Here is a 22,040-nt window from a genome sequence, read left to right as displayed (position 1 = left end):
ACCTCAGCACATGAGTATTTTTAAAAATTATCCCTATGAAATTACTATGTTTTATTTGTTGAAGAACAGCAGTATGATAAAGAGAGGCTGTAAAGTACTCCGTAATTCATAGTGATAAATACTACATCTTTGAAATAATGTTAATGGAGAGAAAAAATGTCCTATCAAAATATTTTAGTCCCTGTGGATGGTTCAGAAACTTCTTATTCAGCAGTCGCAAAAGCTGTTGAATTTTCAAAAGCTTTTGGCAGTAAAATCACAGTTGTCCAGGTTCTTGCCCTTGACCCTTACATTGCTGCTGAATACATCACATCCACTCAGACAAATGAGCTGATTGAACGTGCTCGCTCATCCATCATTAAAACACTAGAAGAAGCTGCTGAAAAATTCAAAGCAGAAGGTGTTAATGTTGAATCAAAACTGATCGAAGGTCAGGTTATTCATCGTGAAATTGTAAATGCAGCTAAAGAAATCAATGCTGATCTGATTGTCATTGGCTCGCATGGCCGTACAGGTATCAAAAAACTGTTCCTGGGCAGCGTTGCTCAAAGTGTACTTGGTGAAACAGAAATTCCAGTACTGGTAGTACGTCAGTAAACTGTTCAGAACTTCGCTCCTCACTGCAGATGCAGTGAGGAGTTATTTCAGTAATTTCACTGCATCCATCCATATTTTTTTAAATCTACTTTTCCATTGATCACAGGCACATTTTCCTGCATCAATTTTATCTGCTGTAGATTTTCACCTGTTTCATTTTCCTTAGGCAAACTGATCTTTCCTTGTGAATTAATCACTCTATACCAGGGAATATCTGAAGCATTGTCCAGATTTTTCAGCACAAAACCAACCAGTCTTGCATGCCGGGGTAAACCTGCCAGTTTTGCAATCTGCCCATAGCTTGCAACTTTTCCATAAGGGATCTGTGTAATCACTGAAAGAATCTGCACTGCCAGTTCATTTGTACTTTTACTAAAATTGTCTGCCATATTGACTCAAAAATTAACCATTATTCATTTTAGGCAAATGAAATTAATACCAGCTTAATCTAAGCTTAAACAGGACACTAACAACAAAAACTGAGAATATCAATGAAAGGAATCTTCAAAAAACTATTACTTTCCACAGCACTGGCTGTCGGTACAGTAAGTGCATTCAGCCTGCCCTCAATAGCGCTTGCAGGTTCCATAGATATACAGAGTGTACTGCAACAGGAAAGAGCCTGGGCAGGTATGCAGAGTAAAAAACTTAAAGTTGGCGATATAGAATGGGCTTACAGTGAAGGTGGACAAGCTGGTAAACCGACATTGATGCTTGTACACGGTTTAGCTGGCAGCCGTGATAACTGGAACCGCTTAGCCCGATATCTGACACCGTATTATCACGTTATTATTCCAGATTTACCTGGGCAGGGTGACAGCAAAGTTGCAGCGGACTTTGATTATTCCATTCCCAATATGACTGAAAAACTGCGTCGTTTTGCTGAAGCGGCAAAGTTTGAAAATGGATTACATGTTGCAGGACATTCGATGGGGGGAGCTATTGCCCTGCTCTATACTGCTCAATATCCTGTAGATACAAAATCACTGTTCCTTATAGATAGCGCAGGTGTGTTTAAATCTGCTAATACGCCCTATCTGAAAGATCCAACAACACTCAGAAATATGCTGGTTGCAAAACCAGGTGATCTGGACAGAATCTTAAAAATTGCGACGAACTTACCTCCATTTATTCCGAAAGAACTGAAAGAGTCTCAGGAAAAAATGATGATTTCACAATCAGCCAATACCTCAAAGCTGATTGAACAGCTGATTGTAATGGCAAAAGTTTATACACCTGATACTTTTGCTTTGGCTGCCCGATCTGTAGATCAACCGGTACTGATCGCGTGGGGAGACAAAGACCAGGTCATAAATGTTGAAGCTGCTGCTGAACTGAAAGGATTACTCAAAAATGCGCAGGAACCTGTCATTTTAAAAGGTGTGGGTCATATGCCAATTATGGAGCAGGAACAGTTACTGGTGAAACCATATATGGATTTCTTAAATAAAGCGAAATAAAACCGAAAAGGCAACAGCTGATGAGCTATTGCCTTAACCCTATTCATCAACTGAGTGTTTCAATCATATAATTATAGAACTTATTCAACTGCCCTTTTTCCTCATCAGACAATGCACTGAAATCCTCTAAAAATTCACTTTTAAGAGGAATTTCTCCTAAATTGTCAGACTCAATAAACTCCTCTCTTTGACAGTGTACATACCGTGTTTTAATGCCACAGGCGACAATGTGTGAGCTCATCAAATGCTCTGCTGCTCTGAGATGTGTATAGTCATCAAAAAAATCAGCATAAATCAGTTTATTGAAATGAAGTGCAGTTTCCCAGATCATCCCTATTTTTTTAATTGAAGCCTGGCTACCTAATGAAAAACGGTCACAAAATCCGAGATTATGATCAAAATAATTGATATATAGGTAGTTATCATGTTTGGACAGCACTTTGAAATGGTCAGACATATCAAACTTAATATGATTTTTCATATCAGGTCGTTTTCTCAAAACCACACGCGCACCAGAAAATGATGGAATAGAATGATAAAAATGATAAAACATTTTTGCCTGATGCAATCTTGAGCCTATCAGAAACCCCTGCTGTGACTCATACAATGTATTAAATGCTTTCTCATCAACAATACGATATTCAACATCTGCATTTATTTTATTCAGGGTTTCAAGGTTAAGCTCAATACCTTCAGAAGAAAATATTTTTTTTGACAGCACAGGAAACTTTTGCTGGAAAAATCCAAAATGCCTGAACGGTTCAGGGAGTAATCTAACAGCAGAAAAACCAAGAATGCGTCCTAAAGAATATAACCTTGGTGGAAACACAGGCTGAATGTTCCATGTCGAGAAGAAAACTTTTTTGAAATTGTAATTTGATATCAGTTCATTTATATCATTGATAGAGTTCAATCCACCACGCATCTGCCCAGCCAGATTCAAATCAACAAATTCATTCTTACCATCAGATACGATCTGTGAAACTTTAAAAACAATAAAATTAATAACTTCCTGTGTCTTTTCTGAAAAATCCTGTATTTTTTGTTCAAAATCAGCTGTTGAAACTCCTGCTTTTAAAGCAAGTGAATATTGTCTACAGAAATCAAGACTATAAGGCTTTATCAGATTAAATTTTAAAGCCTGATCATAGGTGATTAAGCACTTATCTTCGTCCTGAACAAGTGAGTTCAGCTTGATTATAAAATAATACAGCCTGTTTCTCTGATATTCATTTACGAAAGGATCACAGATAATATTCGTAACATCGATATTTTTAAAGAAATAAAAAACATGTTCATAAAATTTACGAAATATCAGATTATGGGCATATTCCAACAAAAAGTTGGCATCATTCCGAAAGTGTAAATATGCCTGCTGATTAAAAAAAATCTGCCTCAAACCTGTATAAACTTCACCTTCATAAGTTTTACATGCATACTGGAAATATAACATCGACCGCTCACCTTGATGATACAGTCTCCATATAATATCCATTATTTTTTCAAAATCAGCTTTTGTATATATTGAATGCAAATAAATCAAGTCAGAAATTTTATATTTTTTATAATCAAAAAAAACACGCTTTATAGAGTTCTTTAAAATTGCAAGGAGTTTTTCCTCAAAGTTATCGAATAAAAAGTCATACCATTCATAATTTCTGGTTCGAATTAAAAAATCAATATATTGTTTTGATGCACGTTCACTGTTTAAAAGAATTGGAATATTCGCCTGGCAAAGATCAATTAATTTATTATATTCAGCCAATCTAAGATACAACTCAAAAATTCTTTCAAAAACCAAGATATTTCGACTACGTTCCATGTAAAAAACTTTTTCTATTGCCAACTGTGCATCAAGAAAGAAACCCAGTCTCAGTAATGCATCAAAATTTAAAAGCTTAATTTTTAAATTATTAGGAAAAACCTCTATCCCTTTTAAAGTACATGCAGAAACTTCAACAATTTTATTATCAGAAAACAGTTTTTTTATTTTAGATATAAAATCCTCTTCTGAATCATTAAATTCAGATAAATTATTATAATAACCTCTGATTTCTTCTACTATCGGGTCATCTCTTAATAAGTGCATAATTCCCTCCAGATCAATTCAGCATATAGACTTTATATAACCTCAAAGCATTTATAAGCATTGCTTTCTGCCTGTCCGGCCTATCTGCATGTAATGGAAGCATTGACATAAACAAAAGAATAACCAAGGGAATGATATCCTGAACTGACAAGCCACTAACCTTAAAATTCTGCATATATTGAGATATAACTTTTTCAATGCGCTCATCTATATCAAAAACAATTTCTATAGATCCATTTGCTGATTCTTCAATTTTATAATAACCTGAAATAATATAATCATAAAGACCAACTATTGAATGTGTCAGCTTTGCAAAATCATATTTAAGGTCACCAAATACTGTAAATTCAGCTTTATAATTTAACCCACGAGGATCAATAACTTTAATCCGATCGCCTCGTGAATCGTATAAAATATTACTAAAGCAAAGATCTCCATGCATAACACCATGAACAATTTCTATCCGTAATACTTTTTCTATACATTCTTCCATAATCTGGTGTACAGAAGGCAACTTATTATTCTTATAAATAAAACTTTTTTGCAGATCAAAATTCATTTCTTCAGAATATTCTTTTAATCGATCACGTGTTTTATCTGTAATAAGTTTAAATGCATCCTGATTAATATCTCTTTTACTGTTTTCATCCATATCATTCTGTATGGAAATATTAATATACTCATCAAGTTTACGTATAATTTTATTCCATTGCAGTATTTCATTTTTACCATGAACAAACAATTCATTCAGTGGAATATATGGAAGATACTCAAGTTCATAATAATATCCTTCATTACGCTCACCGTGATTTAATAAAACAGGTGTAAATTTTTTAAGTGCTGATGGAATATTTTCAAACCATAGTGCTTCAGCCTGAATCTTGACATCAGGTTTTCCTTGCTTACTGACTATACCATCAATAATTTTAAGATCATTAAATGCACGTTGTGTCGTTATATTTGCCCTGGAATTGAAATAGGTATTTGAATGTCCTAAATCATGCCATTTATCGGTTTCAATCAGAGATAATTCGTGTTGAGTGCTGTAATATTTTACTGCATTGACATAATCATTACGGTTTAATGTTAGTGATTTCAGTAAATAACTGATTGATGAAAAAGAAAAAAAACCACTCCAGACCAAAGCATGTTCATTATTCTGTTTAACAACTTCCCAGGTATAACTATCATAAGAGCGTGATACTGAAATAATATTTTTATCTTTTAAATTATCAAAATCAGAGATGAAGGTATCACCATGCAACAGATAAAACACTTCATCGGCATTTATTTTTTCATTTGTATTTAATACATATAATAAAGAGTCACACAGATTAAATTGATCCGGAGTTTTAACCACTGTCAGGTTCAGAGCATCTATAATTTTATTTTCAGATGAAGAGAGTTCATAACTTTCAGGTAATGACAGATAAATATCCTGATTATTAAATGTCTTTCTAATTGCAGATACCTGCAGCTCAAGTAACTTTTTATTCCCTATAGGTAACAGACATGGTGGAATTTTTCCAAGCTCCACCTGAAATTCAGATATAACATATGCGCCTGATGCAATCAGAATCATCACTTTACTCCCAGAATTTTATTTAAAGTTTCCTTATACTCAGCTGGAGTTCCACAAAAACTGATATCTGTTTCATTAACAAGTTTATATTTAATATTCAAACCATCTTCAATGTAATTATTGTACAAAGGAGCAATATAAATTTCATTTCCACTAAAACCATCAACTTCTTCTTTCACATATTTTTTAAAAATACTGGATGATTTAAAATAATATAATCCATTACTGCACAAACTGGAAATTCTATCTTTTTCTGTTGTTTTCAATACCTGGTTATTTTCACCAGGTAAAACAAAAGACCAATGCTCACCATCTCCATTAAATACTTCAAGGTAGCCATCAAGATTTTCATAATCTGTAAATTTAGTAAACTTTTCCAGTCGTGAGTCAATATTGAAGATATAAATATCTTCATCCTGATCCACTTCTTTCAGTCCCTGAAATACAGTATCTGCCTGTCCAAGTGTATGTTCAGTCAGGGTAACAATTTGATAATTGGAAATACCCATTTTTTTAACCTGATTTTTAACGAAATCAGCTGTATTAAAATGATCAAAAACAATGAACAGAAACAAGTCGGATGAATAATATTCCTTAAATGAACTGACAGACCATTCAAAAACAGTTATCCCATTTAAATCAAGCATATACTTAGGCATTGTATACCCTTCTTTAAAGAATCTGGAACTTAATCCTGCCATTGGAATTACAATCATTTTATACCTGTTCTTTAGTTGTAAGTTTAATTATTTCTTCATATGATAAGTTCACAAACTCATCTGGTCTTATTGCTTTATCATCCACATAAAACCCTTCAAAACCACACCATGGTTTAGCTATATAGATTTCATCATATGGAACATTATGTTTATTTAGCCATTCAATCAGAATCGGCAATGTATTTGCTGCAATTTTACCGCTGTTTCCACTATAGGTTTTCATATTTCTACTTGTAGAAAGACAGATTTCAAAACCTTGCTGCTTATAATCCCACATTTTTTCTATTACTGAAGTAATAGGTTTTGAGTTCTTATAATCACCATTGACAGTCGTACAGATCGTTTCATCAACATCAAATATTAATCTTTTCATTATAATCCCTGCTTCGCGAATGAATGATAATAATGAACTCTGACAACAGAATCTTCAATATCAAGAAAATTTGAACCAGGATAAGTATTTACTTCAAAAAGCTTTAAATTACCCTCTTTATCCAACCCTATATCAATACCTAAAGCATCAAGATCATAATTATAAAACTTCTGAAAATATGGAGGAAAATCTCTTGCAAACTTATTTAATTTTTTCTGAATTTCTTCATAATCTTCATAATTATTTTTCAAAAAACCTACAAGTTTTGAAATAGAACCACCTTGACTGATATTAGATGTTACATTCTGATTAATTCCAATTCTTGGATAAACCTTAACTACATTCCATTTTTTATTTAAACCTCTTCGCACATGGATACGTATATCAAATGGAAGATTATTCTTACTCAATGAATTTACATATTCCTGTTGAATATAGCCCCTAAAATCATGTTCATCAAACCATTTTTTCAAATTAGATAAATTTATTATCTCACCATCCGTTTCAACTTTATAATCATTTCCAATTTTAGAAATTTTTATAATATTACGCCCCATGTTTCCGCCATTAGGTTTTAAAATTACGCTTTTCATTCGATTTAAAAAATGATCAAATTTTTCAAAACCTTCGACCTCCTCTGTTTCAATCAAAATATGAGAAAATTCTCCATCTTTTTCAAGAATGTTCTGTACCTTTTGTTTATTCCCTATTCTAAAGCACATAAAAGGTACATATTTTGTCATTTCATCATAAAAACTACGATACTTAGCTATAGAAGGTGCATTATCAATCAAATCAGGAAAATCTGTTTCTCTGTATTCCCAATTTTCATTAATAAAAAAACGACCATTAATTTTCTTTTTCTCAAAATCAACGTCTTCAGGTTGAAAGTAAAAAAAATCAATATTATGGTAATGACATATATATGCAATTGCTCGAACTTTTATTGTCGGATTTTGATCAAACCTTAAAAAACCTACTTTCATATTCCACCTTAATTTATATAATCTTTTAAAACCACTTTCTCATCCATTTTTAAATTATTTTCTGAATAAAATTTTAGTATATTATCTTTACTAAGTGAACTTTTTTCATTCATATCAATCAAAATAGAATTCAACAAATTAATATCCAAATCTCGTAAATCATTTTTTCCATTTAAGACAGATTCAAGGCTTCCTATATAATCTGATTGATTTTCAAAAAACACCACACCATAATCTCGTAATACAGATGAGAAAAGTCTATTTAAATTTATTTTTGGATTTAAAATCTTACCCTCTTGAATTAATTGAAAATATTTATATGCTATTCTTGTTGTGTTTTTTGTACTTAATTCTTTTGTTACAGATATGTTTAAATAAAATTCAACAATTCTGATTACTTCAGCAATATTTACTTCAGAAATTCTATTATTATACAACATATCCAATAATACATACGTAGCATATTCTATACCTGTTTTTGCAACCGGTAATAACATTTTTTCAGTTGTTATTGATTTTGGACATTGAATAACAAGCCATTTCCTCCATAATTCTTTTTCAATTGATAAAGTATCAGATAACTCACTCCATAATTCAATATCACATTCGATGCAATTCAATACTTTAACATCATAATCTTCTTTATAATTTATTTCTATTTCAAGTGGTTTTGTTTTTAATGCTTTATACCATTTTACTTCATTATTATCACAATATATTTTTTGATTAACAAAATCTTCAAGATTTTTCAAATCTTCAAAATTATATTCAAAATATACTGTATTCCCATTACTTCTAAGTAAATTAATTTTCTCCATAAAAACAGAATAACTTTCTGATGGTTTCAATTTACCTTCGACTGCATACTTCAGTACATTTTCATTTCTTATTGAAGTCCCCAACCCTGTTGAATATAAATTATTTCCAGGCGATGTACTAAAAAACTGATAAAAACTTGTATTTTCCAATGTACTATCATCCACCCTCCCCATGTATAATATTTTAAAATGTGTATGCATAATCAATAGATATATAGCATATACTTTATAGTATATTTCAGGAAAAATAGACTCTTCTTTTTTTTCATCTACATATTTCTTTAATACCTGAATCGTATTTTTAAATACTGTAAAACGCATATAATCACGAATTACAGGAAATTCCTGAATGAATGGCTTCATAAACCATTGAGCATTTGCAACAATCTGCTTCTGGAACATCAATTCATTTACATCAAAATTGATCAACTTATATAAATCTTTATGGTATCCCAAAAAAACAAAATCGATCATATGCATAAGCCTGACCATTTTAGGTGCAAATACAAAAAGCTTATACTGAAAAACTCTTGGAAATTGTCCGAATTGAATAGATTCAACTTCATAATTATCAAAAACACCCAGTTTTTCCATCTGATTAATATAATTCAGACTTCGATCTGTTCTAACTCTCAGAATAAAGCTGTCTTTGGGTATTAAATCAAGTGCACCTATCAGTTGCCTTGACTGTCTCCAAAAATTTACTGCATCAGTTGCTGCTGTCTGTAAGTCATCAGAAACAGGGAAACTTTCAAGTAAATAGACATCAAGATTTTTAAGTGCTGTGCGTAATCCATTATATTTATCAATTTCTCCACGCCATGTTGAAAGCATAATATGCTGTATTTTTTTTTCAGAACGAAGTTTTATCAATTTACTTAATGTTAGTTTGAAATCCAGTTCATCACGTATATTTCCACAGATAACAGCCCACAGATCTTTTTTCATTCAGCACCACCATTTCGATGAAAATGATTGATATACGCCACATAACCTGAAAGATTATGTTCCTGATCATCAATCCTTGTCCGAAGTCTGTCATGCCGAACATTAAACGCATTCAGAATGCGTTCGGGTTTAGCCAGATACATAGCAACCTCTGGATAGAAAAATCCTGAACGCTGATACTCGGTACGATATTCGATCAGGTCTTCAAGCTCTTCAAATTTAGCCTGCGCAAACAGTTCGGTATAACCCTGATCACGCATACGAACGACCATCTTATAAGCTGACATCATCATTTCCAGGAATGTTGCATAAGCCGTTTTTCGATTTCTGATAAAGTCCATATGCTTTAAATAGTTATTCATGCCAAACTGAAAATATTTTTCTTCAGGACAGATTTTTGTCAGCTCATTGCTGCAGTAACTTAACCAGTGATCATGATATTTATCGTAATCTTTCTCTATAAAATGCTCAAACATCAGCTTTACCGTATCCAGTAAAGCTGGATTGTCATTCAGTTGATACAGGCGCAGCAATCCAAGCGCAGCTTCACCATCATAGTAGACAATACGAAACTGTTCTTTTACATCCAGTGATGGATAACTTAAAACATGTGTTGTTTCGCCTTTATCATCCACCATATAGCGGATACCTTCGGCCAGCTTTTCTGCATAAGCAATATACTGACTGTCTTTGGTAATTTCCTGATATTTCGCCAACATGAAAATAGCAGCAGCATTTGAACCCAGTTTAATTTCCTGATCAGGTTCATTGCCATCAATCAAAAATGCTTTACCATCCATTTCTTTATAGAATGTATTAATTGCATACTGAATGGATGTTTTTATTTTTGGCAAATAGGCATCATTGTATTCAACTTCCAGTGTTTCGAGCAGTGCATAAACTGCTGTACAGTGCCGGACGGTGTTATAGCTTTTAATTTCACGGTCAAATGCAGGGAAATAACCATAGATAAAGCGTCCATTTTCCTGAATTTGCCCATGCAGAAATTCTGCGTTTTTAAGTACAATTTCTTTAATATGCGCTTTTTTATCACCTTCAATAAACCTTATACCGTTGAAAGCCCCACCACTCTGTAATGCCAGAAACTTTTTATTTTCATAAATTGCAGAGATGGTATCAAACACCCAGGCCGTCTTTAATTTTGAAAGTTGTATATTCCCTTTAAAGTTTGGATTTTTTTTCTTTAATGTATCGTTCAGATTTTTTTCATCAAAAAAATTGGGTTCATTATAAACCACACCTTTGATAATGGACTTTCCATAAATTTCCTGTTCGAGGAAGCACTGACCGAAACTACTGTCAAAGCTGATACCTTTTCTGTAATGGTTATTATGTATCTGTCCTATCACTTCTGCATTGATATTAGTCCAGTCTCTCTTTTCAATATTGACCGCAATATCAAACTTTAAATATTCTGGTAAACCACGGTTCTTATCAAAAAGCTGTTCACAGAATTTAAAGGTTCTTTTGATGATAGTCTGAGCATCTTTGTCTGCTGTGGACCAAACATTACACCTGTTTTTACGAGTACCGTAAGAGAAAAAAACCACATAAATATCCTGAGCTTTTTCACTCAGCTCACTATTTAACCATTTCCCTAAATTTTCTTTAAATTCAGTAAGTTCCGAAAAAGTATTAACTGTCATTTTTTCACACGTTATATAAAAATTGTTATGTAGTTCACAACAAATATAGCATAAGTTTTCTTTCTGTTAAGACCTTATTTATATGTTTTTAGTAATTGATTTATATAAAAAAGAGGACCCTGGGGTCCTCTTTCTTTTACTGAATTATGTATTCAGATCAGAATAACAGCTGGTTGTTCTGCAGCAGCTCAGCCAGTGTCGTGTTGGTATTTTTCAGTGTCAGCAGATCCGCTGAACTGTAATTTGCTCCTGTGCCGTCACGGTCAATACTGATCACAGTATCTGTGCCGTTATAAGCCACTTTCACATAATTACCGATATTACCCGCATTGACGCCTGTCTGGTCAGACAGCAGACCCTTGATATCAACGATGCTGTGCTGTTCCGAAGCACCTGCAACCGTGAATTCAGAGACAGTATCATGACCATTACCACCTGTTGCATCTGCTGCATCAAGTAAGTTGTAGATCACAGTATCTGTACCATTACCAAGAGTAATCTGGTCATCATTTTCTGTAGAAGTTACAGTATTTCCAGCATCGGCATCTACAGAATCAAAATCAGCTACCGCAGAAGCCATTTTGAGCGAAGCTACCGTTGCTCCTGAAGTTGTACCAATATCAATGGTCAGATCTGCAGTATCTTCTTTGCCTGTGACCGGATCGGTTACAGTGTAAGAGAACACATCAGACTTACCTATATTGGCAAGATTTGCATCTGGTTTATACGTATAACTACCATCTGCATTAATCGTCAGTTTACCGTAAAGTCCAGTAATCACTGTTGCACCTGAAACTGTATCACCATTCACTTTGGTCACTACAGAACCTGCTGCCAGGTTGTCTTTACCTGTTGAAGGATCAACATCAGTAATCACATTACCAGTTGCTTCACCTACTGTCGTGATAATAGGTGTCTGAGAAGTATGATGCTCTGTAATCGCAATGTCAGTTTCAACATAACCTGGCAAGGTAAGCATGTTAAAGCTGGACATATCGATCTTATAACGACCAGCAGACAAATCATCCAGATTCACCTTGGCAACTTCACCAAAGACACCAATGAAGTCAAAGATCCCTGTTGAACTGTTATCAGCTATCTTATCCCACTGACCAGTAGATGGATTGTATTTGGATAATACAATACTTACCTGATCAAGGAAGGATGCCCACGAACCGGACTTGATCTGCAATTGAACATCTGCAGTTACACCCTGACCAACTGTAAATTCAGTTGAGCCTTTAGTAGTACCAAGCACAATACCAAATGCACCCAGTAACCAACTGTATGTAATGGCATTATCAAGGAACTTCTCTGTCACTGGATAATCGTATTCGATATTCACTGTGTCTGAGTTGTCCTGAGCATCCATTGGAACATTTGGAGCTGTTACATTTGTTGGTACAGACTCGTTACCTGCTGAGTCAGTCTGAGTAACTGCTAATGACTCACCATCCGTAAATGGTTTTGTCAGATCAGCAGTATAGTTACCACTTGCGTCAACAACCGCTGAACCAACCGTGTTACCGCCCTGGTCTTTCACAAGAACTGTCGCACCAGGTTCGCCTGTGCCGGTCACTTTATTGCCCAGTGTCTGATCAATTGCTGCTGTCGGTGCATCAGGTGGAGTCTGATCAGAAGCCTTAGCATTTGCAGGAGCAGATTCGCCACCTGGATCTTTCGCCGTCACCTTCACATCTTCGCCATTCAACAGCGGAGTAGCCAGATTCACTGTGTAGTTACCGCTTGCATCTGCTGTTGCAGAACCAAGTACAGTAACGCCATCAGCTGCGTAAACAGTCACTGTGGAGCCAGGCTCAGTTGCACCTGTTACTTTGTCACCAGCCGTCTGATCAACAGTCGCTGTCGGTGCATCAGGTGCAAACAGGTCAGGAGCTGTTGCCTCAACCGGAGTTGATTCGTTGCCCGCTGCATCGGTTGCAGTCACATCCACTTTCTCACCATCTACAAGAGGTGTATCCAGCGGTGCACTGTAGTTGCCGCTTGCATCAACCACGGCTGAACCGATGGTGTTGCCGTCCTTGTCTTTCACAAGAATGGTTGCGCCAGGTTCGCCCGTACCCGTCACTGCTGTGCCGTCCGGTGTCACTGTGGCTGTCGGTGCATCAGGTGCGGTGCTGTCAGGAGCTGTTGCTTCAACCGGAGTTGATTCATTGCCCGCTGTATCCGTTGCAGTCACATCCACTTTCTCACCGTTGGTCAACGGAGTATCTAGCGGTGCACTGTAGTTGCCGCTCGCATCAACCACGGCTGAACCGATGGTGTTGCCGTCCTTGTCTTTCACAAGAATGGTTGCGCCAGGCTCACCTGTGCCGGTCACTGCTGTGCCGTCCGGTGTCACTGTGGCTGTCGGTGCATCAGGTGCGGTGGTGTCAGGAGCTGTTGCCTCAACCGGAGTTGATTCATTGCCCGCTGCATCGGTTGCAGTCACATCCACTTTCTCACCGTTGGTCAACGGGGTATCCAGCGGTGCACTGTAGTTGCCGCTTGCATCAACCACGGCTGAACCGATGGTGTTGCCGTCCTTGTCTTTCACAAGAATGGTTGCGCCAGGTTCACCTGTGCCGGTCACTTCTGTGCCATCCGGAGAGATGGTCGCAGCAGGAGAGTCAGGAGCTGTCAGGTCAGGAGCTGTTGCCTCTGTCGGTAAGGATTCATTACCGGCAGCATCTGTTGCCGTTACATCAACCTTCTCACCATTTTTCAGGGCAGGATTCAGATCTGCTGAGTAGTTACCCGATGCATCTGTAGTTGCAGAACCGATGACATTGCCATCTTTGTCTTTAACTTTAACAAGAGAACCAGGTTCAGCTGTACCCGTGACTTTGGAACCATCGGCATTGAACTGTGCAGTAGGTTCATCAGGTGCATCTGTATCACTGTCAGAGCCATCAGAATCGCTGTCAGAGTCGGAATCGCTGTCAGAGTCAGAATCGCTGTCAGAGTCAGAGTCGCTGTCGGAATCAGAGTCGCTGTCAGAGTCAGAATCGCTGTCAGAGTCAGAATCGCTGTCGGAGTCTGAATCGCTGTCAGAGTCAGAATCGCTGTCAGAGTCTGAGTCGCTGTCAGAGTCTGAGTCGCTGTCAGAGTCTGAGTCGCTGTCAGAGTCTGAGTCGCTATCAGAGTCAGAATCGCTGTCGGAATCAGAATCACTGTCAGAGTCTGAGTCGCTGTCAGAGTCAGAATCGCTGTCAGAGTCAGAATCGCTGTCGGAGTCTGAATCGCTGTCAGAGTCAGAATCGCTGTCAGAGTCTGAGTCGCTGTCAGAGTCTGAGTCGCTGTCAGAGTCTGAGTCGCTATCAGAGTCAGAATCGCTGTCGGAATCAGAATCACTGTCAGAGTCTGAGTCGCTGTCAGAGTCAGAATCGCTGTCGCTATCAGAGTCGCTGTCGCTGTCAGAATCACTGTCGCTATCAGAATCGCTGTCGGAGTCAGAATCGCTGTCAGAGTCAGAATCGCTGTCAGAGTCAGAATCACTGTCAGAGTCAGAATCGCTGTCGGAATCAGAATCGCTGTCGGAGTCAGAATCAGAGTCGCTGTCAGAGTCTGAATCGCTGTCAGAATCAGAATCGCTGTCGGAATCAGAATCGCTATCAGAGTCAGAATCGCTGTCGCTATCAGAGTCGCTGTCAGAGTCAGAATCGCTGTCAGAGTCAGAATCGGAGTCGCTGTCGGAATCAGAATCGCTGTCGCTATCAGAATCACTGTCGCTATCAGAATCGCTGTCGGAGTCAGAATCGCTGTCAGAGTCAGAATCGCTGTCAGAGTCAGAATCACTGTCAGAGTCTGAATCGCTGTCGGAATCAGAGTCGCTGTCGGAATCAGAATCGCTGTCGCTGTCAGAGTCTGAGTCGCTGTCAGAGTCAGAATCACTGTCAGAGTCAGAATCGCTGTCGCTGTCAGAGTCTGAGTCGCTGTCAGAGTCAGAATCACTGTCAGAGTCAGAATCGCTGTCGCTGTCAGAGTCAGAATCGCTGTCGCTGTCAGAGTCAGAATCGCTGTCAGAGTCAGAGTCGCTGTCGCTATCAGAGTCGCTGTCAGAGTCAGAATCACTGTCAGAGTCAGAATCGCTGTCGCTGTCAGAGTCACTATCGCTGTCGGAATCAGAGTCGCTGTCAGAGTCAGAATCGCTGTCGCTGTCAGAATCGCTGTCGGAATCAGAGTCGCTGTCAGAATCGCTGTCGGAGTCAGAATCGCTGTCAGAGTCTGAGTCGCTGTCGGAATCAGAATCGCTGTCGGAGTCAGAATCGCTGTCAGAGTCTGAGTCGCTGTCGGAATCAGAATCGCTGTCGGAGTCAGAATCACTGTCGCTGTCAGAGTCAGAATCGCTGTCAGAGTCAGAGTCAGAATCACTGTCGCTGTCAGAGTCGGAATCGCTGTCAGAGTCAGAATCGCTGTCGGAATCAGAATCGCTGTCAGAGTCTGTCAGAGAATCGCTGTCAGAGTCAGAATCGCTGTCAGAGTCAGAATCGCTGTCGCTGTCAGAGTCAGAATCACTGTCGGAGTCAGAATCGCTGTCAGAGTCAGAATCGCTGTCAGAGTCAGAATCGCTGTCGCTGTCGCTGTCAGAGTCAGAATCACTGTCGCTGTCAGAGTCGGAATCGCTGTCGCTGTCAGAGTCAGAATCACTGTCGCTGTCAGAGTCGGAATCGCTGTCGCTATCAGAATCGCTGTCGGAATCAGAATCGCTGTCAGAGTCTGAGTCGCTGTCAGAGTCTGAGTCGCTGTCGCTGTCAGAGTCTGAGTCGCTGTCAGAGTCAGAATCGCTGTCAGAATCAGAGTCGCTGTCGGAGTCAGAATCGCTGTCGGAGTCAGAATCGCTGTCGGAATCAGAGTCGCTGTCAGAGAGTCAGAATCGCTATCAGAGTCGCTGTCTGTCGCTGTCGCAGAGTCAGAATCGCTGTCAGAGTGTCGGAGAATCGCTGTCAGAGAGTCAGAATCGCTGTCAGAGTCAGAATCGCTGTCAGAGTCGCTGTCGTCAGAATCGCTGTGTCGCTGTCAGAATCAGAATCGCTGTCAGAGTCTGTCAGAAGTCAGAATCGCTGTCAGAATCAGAAGTCAGAGTCAGAATCAGAGTCGCTGAATCGTCTGTCGGAATCAGAATCGCTGTGTCGTCTGAATCGCTGTCAGAAGTCGGAATCGCTGTGTCGCTGTCAGAATCAGAATCGCTGAATCAGATCAGAGTCGCAGAGTCAGAATGTCAGAGAGAATCGCTGTCAGAGTCAGAAGAGTCGCTGTCAGAATCGCTGTCAGAATCGCTGTCGGAATCAGAATCGCTGTCAGAGTCAGAATCACTGTCAGAGTCTCAGAGTCGCTGTCAGAGTCGGAATCGCTGTCAGAGTCAGAATCGCTGTCAGAGTCAGAATCACTGTCGGAGTCGGAATCGCTGTCGGAATCAGAATCGCTGTCGGAATCAGAATCGCTGTCAGAGTCAGAATCACTGTCAGAGTCTGAATCACTGTCGCTGTCAGAGTCGGAATCGCTGTCGGAATCAGAATCGCTGTCAGAATCAGAATCGCTGTCGCTGTCAGAGTCTGAGTCGCTGTCAGAGTCTGAGTCGCTGTCGCTATCAGAATCGCTGTCGCTATCAGAGTCGCTGTCAGAGTCAGAATCGCTGTCGCTGTCAGAGTCAGAGTCGCTGTCCGAGTCAGAATCGCTGTCGCTGTCAGAGTCGCTGTCGCTGTCAGAATCGCTGTCGGAATCAGAGTCACTGTCAGAGTCTGAATCGCTGTCGGAATCAGAGTCGCTGTCAGAGTCAGAATCGCTGTCAGAGTCAGAATCAGAGTCGCTGTCGGAATCTGAGAGAGTCTCGCTGTCAGAGTCAGAATCAGAGTCGCTGTCGGAATCAGAATCGCTGTCAGAGTCAGAATCGCTGTCAGAGTCAGAGTCGCTGTCGGAATCAGAATCGCTGTCAGAGTCAGAATCAGAGTCGCTGTCGGAGTCAGAATCGCTGTCAGAGTCAGAATCGGAGTCGCTGTCGGAATCAGAATCGCTGTCGGAATCAGAATCGCTGTCAGAGTCAGAATCGCTGTCAGAGTCAGAATCGGAGTCGCTGTCGGAATCAGAATCGCTGTCCGAGTCTGAATCGCTGTCGCTATCAGAGTCACTGTCGCTGTCAGAGTCTGAGTCGCTGTCGCTATCAGAATCGCTGTCAGAGTCAGAATCGCTGTCAGAATCACTGTCAGAGTCAGAATCAGAATCGCTGTCCGAGTCAGAATCGCTGTCGGAGTCAGAATCGCTGTCGCTGTCAGAGTCAGAGTCGCTGTCTGAGTCAGAATCGCTGTCTGAGTCAGAATCGCTGTCGGAATCAGAGTCGCTGTCGGAATCAGAATCGCTGTCGCTGTCAGAGTCAGAGTCGCTGTCAGAGTCAGAGTCGCTGTCTGAGTCAGAATCGCTGTCTGAGTCAGAATCGCTGTCTGAGTCAGAGTCGCTGTCGCTGTCGCTGTCAGAGTCTGAGTCGCTGTCAGAATCAGAGTCGCTGTCGCTATCAGAATCACTGTCAGAGTCAGAATCACTGTCAGAGTCAGAATCAGAGTCGCTGTCGGAATCAGAGTCTGAGTCGCTGTCAGAGTCTGAGTCGCTGTCAGAGTCTGAGTCGCTGTCAGAATCAGAATCGCTGTCGGAATCAGAGTCGCTGTCAGAGTCAGAATCACTGTCGGAATCAGAGTCACTGTCAGAGTCGGAATCGCTGTCGGAATCAGAATCACTGTCAGAGTCAGAATCACTGTCGGAGTCGGAATCGCTGTCGGAATCAGAATCGCTGTCAGAGTCAGAATCACTGTCGGAGTCGGAATCGCTGTCGGAATCAGAATCGCTGTCGGAATCAGAATCGCTGTCGGAATCAGAATCGCTGTCAGAGTCAGAATCACTGTCAGAGTCTGAATCACTGTCGCTGTCAGAGTCGGAATCGCTGTCGGAATCAGAATCGCTGTCAGAGTCTGAGTCGCTGTCAGAGTCAGAATCGGAGTCGCTGTCAGAATCAGAATCGCTGTCGGAATCAGAGTCGCTGTCGGAATCAGAGTCGCTGTCAGAGTCAGAATCACTGTCGGAATCAGAGTCACTGTCAGAGTCGGAATCGCTGTCAGAGTCGGAATCGCTGTCAGAGTCAGAATCACTGTCAGAGTCAGAATCACTGTCAGAGTCAGAATCACTGTCGGAGTCGGAATCGCTGTCGGAATCAGAATCGCTGTCAGAATCGCTGTCAGAATCAGAGTCAGAATCACTGTCAGAGTCTGAATCGCTGTCGCTGTCAGAATCGCTGTCAGAGTCAGTTTCCGGCTTACGATCATCATCGTCATTATTTGCAGCAGCTGCAATAATACCTACACCACCCGCACCCGCAACCCATGGCAATAAAATGCCTGCCAGATTGTCGTGATACAGCAGTGGTTCAATTTCTTCTATAGCCTGGTATTTTATTGTTTCAGCTATTGTGCCATCGGCATTTGTGAAGTTGGCCCAAAACAATGAACCATCATCACCTTCAAACACGAGACTGTTGTCCGGGGTCTGTTCACTGAAGAACCCTTCTACTACAACAACTTCGCCATTTTTCAAGGTAATAATTGCATTATTACCATCACGTGTGATTGAAGCAACATCCTCTTTCGGGATTTTGACTACAATGACCGAGTTTTCTGTCACACCCACCTTATCTGCATTGACCTGCGATAATAACTGATGCGTTTCTTTTGATATAACCGATATCTGCGGCATGCGGCACGCCCTCTTATCTTTAAGATTTTGGCATTTTTTGTAATGATTTGTATCTACAATTCATTAAATAAAGCTCTGAATAGTGACTTTTATCACACTTTTTAATCTTTATGCTTAATAAAACATGACGAAAAGAGAGAGGCTCTTTGAAATTTCAGCCTAATCGGTAAATATCCACTGAATAACATCAACTTATTTTCAGCAATTCTTAAAAAAATTTTTGTAACCATCCTCCTGTTATATATTTGATTTTTTCACAATTATTTCATAAAAAAGACAAAGGGGCATTTTCGCCCCTTTTTGATGCATTCAGCTCAAAATCAGAAACTTTGAGGGTTTTCGAAACTCTTGACTTGCTGAACTTTTTCAGGATCATGCAATACCGCGACCCCATCTTCTGTCTTTTTGTCTATCAGTAATTCAGGTTTATAGACTGTAATGGTCTCATTACCATTGACATCCTCCCCGACAATATACTGATAACCCTTTCTGTTCATCCTGTGACATAAACGCTGATACCATCCTTTGAACCCTTCTTTTTCTTCATTTGGATTGTAATAAAAAGCATTCATCACAGCCGGCAGTCCCAGCCCACAGACCACACCGGATAAAAGTACACTGATAAATGTATAACCAATCAGGATACTACTGTACTGACTCAGCTGAGGAATATTCGCGACAGCCAGAATCAGTGCCAAGGAAATACCTCCCCGAACGCCACCCCAGGACAGTATGGTCAGACTGCCGTTATAACTTTTGTGTCTGAAACTTGGAAAAAATGAAAAAGACAGATAATTTGCCGCAAATCTTGAAACATGCAGAATCACAAATGCAACCATTCCCCCAAGAATGAGGCTGATACTTAAATCCAAAATAAACAGTTCAAGCCCGATCAGGGTAAACAGAAAAGAATTGATAATTCCTTCAACTGTATGCCAGAAGTGATTCACTTCTCTGATTTCACGTTCCTGTAAAATCTCTTTCCATTTATTACCGACAATCAGTCCACCAATTACACAGGCAATTGGAGCAGAAGCATGAGCGAACAGTGCAACCAGATAAGAACCACAGGCAAGTAAAGCCGTCGTCAGAATCAGTGATTCCATCTCATGCTTTCCACGAAGTATGCGCAGAATGCCCAGACCAAATGCCCAGCCAATAATCACAGCTACAACAATTTCGTAAAGTAAGGTTTCCAGCGTCCCAATCAGAGAAAAATGCTCACCCTGCAGTACATTCAGTAAAGTCATGAACACGGCGATACACATCGCATCATTGAACAGAGATTCACCTTCCAGTTTTACAATCAGATGATGCGGTGCTCTGACAGAACTTAAAACACCTTTAATACCGATCGGATCTGTTGCACCCAGTGCAGCCCCTAACAGTAAAAGCACGAGCAGATCCACCTGCTGACCAATCAGGAACTGATAGCCATACAGCGTCACACCAAAAAATACTGCACACAATACAAGCGCAATACTGGCGAGAATACTGATCGGCTTCCAGTGGTACTTTAAATCAGAGACTTTAAATTTCAGCGCAGAAGATGTCAGAATAAAACAGATCACACCATTGATCAGGAAGTCATAAAAATCAATATGCCGGACTGCTTCTTCAATATTATGAATATTGATGGTAATAAACTGATTACCACTTAAAAGGCTGGCACCCCACTGAAGTAAAAATACGAAAACGGCTGAAACAAGCGGAACGCCGATTGCCTGAGGAAAGCCCAGTATCCGTTTATTAAAAATTGTTGTTGCAATGGATAAGGCAAAAATGACCGTCAGCACTTGCAGAAAAAAATAATTTCCCATGAAACTTCCTGGTGTTCGTTTAAACATGGAATAAATGCAGATATATGAACTATTTGATTAGAAATAAAAACAGGGAAAGCATTTATCTTCTCAGTAAACTTTCAGCATACGGATTCTCCTGATCTGACAATACAGAGCAAAGAAAATGCGGAAAGTCAGATAATTCTAAACTTATTTAATTTAAGTCCCTATAAAAAATAATTTTTCTTAACATAAAAATTGCCTGGAAATAAAAATAATCCTGTATCACCCAAAACTCACATCAAAAAAAAGGAGCCTTGAAAGACTCCTGATGAATAAGAACAGCTGTATTGCTTCAGATTGCGTTATTAAAAGTATCACAATCGTTAATGTTGCCTGAATTCAGTCCCAGACTGAACCACTTCATACGCTGCTGACTGGAACCATGCGTGAAGCTGTCCGGTACAACCTGCCCTGTGGCTCTTTTCTGTAAATAGTCATCACCGATTTTATGGGCAGCATCCATTGCTTCCTCGATATCCCCTTTTTCAAGAAACTGTGTACGCTGCTGAGTGTGATTTGCCCAGATACCTGCCAGACAGTCGGCCTGTAATTCCTGACGAACTGACAGCTGATTACCCTCTGTCTGACTCGACTGTGAACGTGCTTTATGCACCTGATCAGAAATTCCAAGCAGGGTCTGAATATGATGACCCACTTCATGCGCAATCACATAAGCCTGAGCAAAATCTCCAGCCTGATCCTGACGGGTCAGCTCAGTCTGGTTCTGTTCCCCAGAAATCCCCATCTGCTGACGCATATCTTTAAAAAATGCGGTATCAATATAAACTTTTCTGTCAGCAGGACAATAAAACGGTCCCATTGCAGACTGCGCAGTTCCACAACCTGAATTGACCACTCCGCTGAACATCACAAGTTTGGGTGGCTGATACTGGGTATTCAGCTGTTCCTGAAAAACTTTATTCCAGGTATCTTCTGTATCGCCCAGTACAGTTCCTACAAATTCCATCGCTTCCTGCTGTTCAGGCGTTGGATTGTCCAGACCTGAGGTTTCCGCAGACTGAGTATGCGATGTCACCTGTTTGGTAGCCTGATACGCCTGCTGCGGATCGACACCAAAAAACTTCCACGCCACAAAAGCAACCACTATCCCCAGAATACTGATACCACCTGCTTTTGCACCACCACCGCCACCACGGCGGTCTTCCACATTCGCACTGACGCGACGTCCTTTCCAACGCATAGTGATGTTCCTTCAGTTT

At 39.8% G+C, this 22,040-nt stretch carries 15 protein-coding genes and 2 pseudogenes; 2 read left to right on the top strand and 15 right to left on the bottom strand.

Translation table 11 applies throughout. The annotated features are described in order from the left end of the window. Positions 1 to 156 precede the first annotated feature (156 nt). On the top strand, positions 157 to 597 hold the full coding sequence (locus CDG60_RS05715) for a universal stress protein (protein ID WP_087513268.1): 441 nt from the start codon (positions 157 to 159) through the stop codon (positions 595 to 597). Between the two features lie 56 nt (positions 598 to 653). On the opposite strand, the gene CDG60_RS05710 is transcribed toward CDG60_RS05715, so the two are convergent. Then, complete coding sequence (locus CDG60_RS05710; RefSeq protein WP_087513269.1) at positions 654 to 986, bottom strand: MGMT family protein; 333 nt, start codon at positions 984 to 986, stop codon at positions 654 to 656. Positions 987 to 1,088: 102 nt separating this feature from the next. On the opposite strand from CDG60_RS05710, the gene CDG60_RS05705 reads away from it, so the two are divergent. Then, positions 1,089 to 2,057, top strand: a complete 969-nt coding sequence (locus CDG60_RS05705) for an alpha/beta fold hydrolase (RefSeq protein ID WP_087513270.1) — start codon at positions 1,089 to 1,091, stop codon at positions 2,055 to 2,057. A 46-nt stretch (positions 2,058 to 2,103) separates the two neighbouring features. On the opposite strand, the gene CDG60_RS05700 is transcribed toward CDG60_RS05705, so the two are convergent. The 14 genes and pseudogenes from CDG60_RS05700 to ypfJ all read right to left on the bottom strand — a co-directional run bounded on the left by CDG60_RS05700 (position 2,104) and on the right by ypfJ (position 22,021). Continuing rightward, entirely contained in the window at positions 2,104 to 4,146 is a 2,043-nt protein-coding gene (locus CDG60_RS05700) for a hypothetical protein (RefSeq protein WP_087513271.1), read from the bottom strand. Positions 4,147 to 4,159: 13 nt separating this feature from the next. Beyond that, entirely contained in the window at positions 4,160 to 5,728 is a 1,569-nt protein-coding gene (locus tag CDG60_RS05695; protein ID WP_087513272.1) for an RIO2 family protein, read from the bottom strand. Next, complete coding sequence (locus CDG60_RS05690) at positions 5,728 to 6,444, bottom strand: glycosyltransferase family 2 protein (protein ID WP_087513273.1); 717 nt, start codon at positions 6,442 to 6,444, stop codon at positions 5,728 to 5,730. Before CDG60_RS05690 ends, CDG60_RS05695 begins: the two co-directional genes overlap by 1 nt. A gap of 1 nt (position 6,445) precedes the next feature. After that, positions 6,446 to 6,820, bottom strand: coding sequence for an HAD family hydrolase (locus CDG60_RS05685; protein ID WP_087513274.1), 375 nt, complete (start codon positions 6,818 to 6,820; stop codon positions 6,446 to 6,448). After that, a complete protein-coding gene (locus CDG60_RS05680; RefSeq protein ID WP_087513275.1) occupies positions 6,820 to 7,806 on the bottom strand; it encodes a YheC/YheD family protein in 987 nt (328 codons plus the stop codon). Before CDG60_RS05680 ends, CDG60_RS05685 begins: the two co-directional genes overlap by 1 nt. Positions 7,807 to 7,814: 8 nt before the next feature. After that, entirely contained in the window at positions 7,815 to 9,572 is a 1,758-nt protein-coding gene (locus CDG60_RS05675) for a hypothetical protein (protein ID WP_087513276.1), read from the bottom strand. After that, positions 9,569 to 11,239 carry a poly alpha-glucosyltransferase gene (locus tag CDG60_RS05670; protein ID WP_087513277.1) on the bottom strand — a complete coding sequence of 557 codons (1,671 nt, stop codon included), beginning with the start codon at positions 11,237 to 11,239 and terminating at the stop codon, positions 9,569 to 9,571. Before CDG60_RS05670 ends, CDG60_RS05675 begins: the two co-directional genes overlap by 4 nt. Before the next feature lie 157 nt (positions 11,240 to 11,396). Next, positions 11,397 to 13,832, bottom strand: coding sequence for a BapA/Bap/LapF family large adhesin (locus CDG60_RS18650; RefSeq protein ID WP_160116980.1), 2,436 nt, complete (start codon positions 13,830 to 13,832; stop codon positions 11,397 to 11,399). A gap of 111 nt (positions 13,833 to 13,943) precedes the next feature. Further along, a pseudogene (locus CDG60_RS18645) lies at positions 13,944 to 15,689 on the bottom strand (Ig-like domain-containing protein); the annotation flags it as partial. Then, positions 15,686 to 15,889 carry a hypothetical protein gene (locus CDG60_RS18575; protein ID WP_406565296.1) on the bottom strand — a complete coding sequence of 68 codons (204 nt, stop codon included), beginning with the start codon at positions 15,887 to 15,889 and terminating at the stop codon, positions 15,686 to 15,688. The pseudogene CDG60_RS18645 and the gene CDG60_RS18575, both read right to left, overlap by 4 nt. Positions 15,890 to 16,557: 668 nt before the next feature. Continuing rightward, complete coding sequence (locus CDG60_RS18640) at positions 16,558 to 18,552, bottom strand: hypothetical protein (RefSeq protein ID WP_455550166.1); 1,995 nt, start codon at positions 18,550 to 18,552, stop codon at positions 16,558 to 16,560. Between the two features lie 112 nt (positions 18,553 to 18,664). Beyond that, positions 18,665 to 18,976: pseudogene (locus CDG60_RS18635) on the bottom strand (BapA/Bap/LapF family prefix-like domain-containing protein); the annotation flags it as partial. Positions 18,977 to 19,296: 320 nt separating this feature from the next. Next, positions 19,297 to 20,796: a cation:proton antiporter gene (locus CDG60_RS05650; RefSeq protein ID WP_087513453.1), complete on the bottom strand. Its 1,500-nt coding sequence runs from the start codon at positions 20,794 to 20,796 to the stop codon at positions 19,297 to 19,299. A 316-nt stretch (positions 20,797 to 21,112) separates the two neighbouring features. Further along, positions 21,113 to 22,021, bottom strand: coding sequence for a KPN_02809 family neutral zinc metallopeptidase (gene ypfJ, locus CDG60_RS05645; protein WP_087513454.1), 909 nt, complete (start codon positions 22,019 to 22,021; stop codon positions 21,113 to 21,115). Positions 22,022 to 22,040 lie beyond the last annotated feature (19 nt).

It is taken from the genome of Acinetobacter chinensis (assembly GCF_002165375.2).
Classification (GTDB): domain Bacteria; phylum Pseudomonadota; class Gammaproteobacteria; order Pseudomonadales; family Moraxellaceae; genus Acinetobacter; species Acinetobacter chinensis.
Note: the sequence above shows the minus strand (reverse complement) of the source record. Positions and strands in the feature narration are given on the sequence as shown.

What these genes read in the sequence shown, in the direction of transcription:
- CDG60_RS05715 (WP_087513268.1), top strand. Translation starts at nt 157, where the DNA reads ATGTCCTATCAAAATATTTTAGTCCCTGTGGATGGTTCAGAAACTTCT.
- CDG60_RS05710 (WP_087513269.1), bottom strand. Translation starts at nt 986, where the DNA reads ATGGCAGACAATTTTAGTAAAAGTACAAATGAACTGGCAGTGCAGATT.
- CDG60_RS05705 (WP_087513270.1), top strand. Translation starts at nt 1,089, where the DNA reads ATGAAAGGAATCTTCAAAAAACTATTACTTTCCACAGCACTGGCTGTC.
- CDG60_RS05700 (WP_087513271.1), bottom strand. Translation starts at nt 4,146, where the DNA reads ATGCACTTATTAAGAGATGACCCGATAGTAGAAGAAATCAGAGGTTAT.
- CDG60_RS05695 (WP_087513272.1), bottom strand. Translation starts at nt 5,728, where the DNA reads ATGATTCTGATTGCATCAGGCGCATATGTTATATCTGAATTTCAGGTG.
- CDG60_RS05690 (WP_087513273.1), bottom strand. Translation starts at nt 6,444, where the DNA reads ATGATTGTAATTCCAATGGCAGGATTAAGTTCCAGATTCTTTAAAGAA.
- CDG60_RS05685 (WP_087513274.1), bottom strand. Translation starts at nt 6,820, where the DNA reads ATGAAAAGATTAATATTTGATGTTGATGAAACGATCTGTACGACTGTC.
- CDG60_RS05680 (WP_087513275.1), bottom strand. Translation starts at nt 7,806, where the DNA reads ATGAAAGTAGGTTTTTTAAGGTTTGATCAAAATCCGACAATAAAAGTT.
- CDG60_RS05675 (WP_087513276.1), bottom strand. Translation starts at nt 9,572, where the DNA reads ATGAAAAAAGATCTGTGGGCTGTTATCTGTGGAAATATACGTGATGAA.
- CDG60_RS05670 (WP_087513277.1), bottom strand. Translation starts at nt 11,239, where the DNA reads ATGACAGTTAATACTTTTTCGGAACTTACTGAATTTAAAGAAAATTTA.
- CDG60_RS18640 (WP_455550166.1), bottom strand. Translation starts at nt 18,552, where the DNA reads ATGATGATCGTAAGCCGGAAACTGACTCTGACAGCGATTCTGACAGCG.
- CDG60_RS05650 (WP_087513453.1), bottom strand. Translation starts at nt 20,796, where the DNA reads ATGGGAAATTATTTTTTTCTGCAAGTGCTGACGGTCATTTTTGCCTTA.
- ypfJ (WP_087513454.1), bottom strand. Translation starts at nt 22,021, where the DNA reads ATGCGTTGGAAAGGACGTCGCGTCAGTGCGAATGTGGAAGACCGCCGT.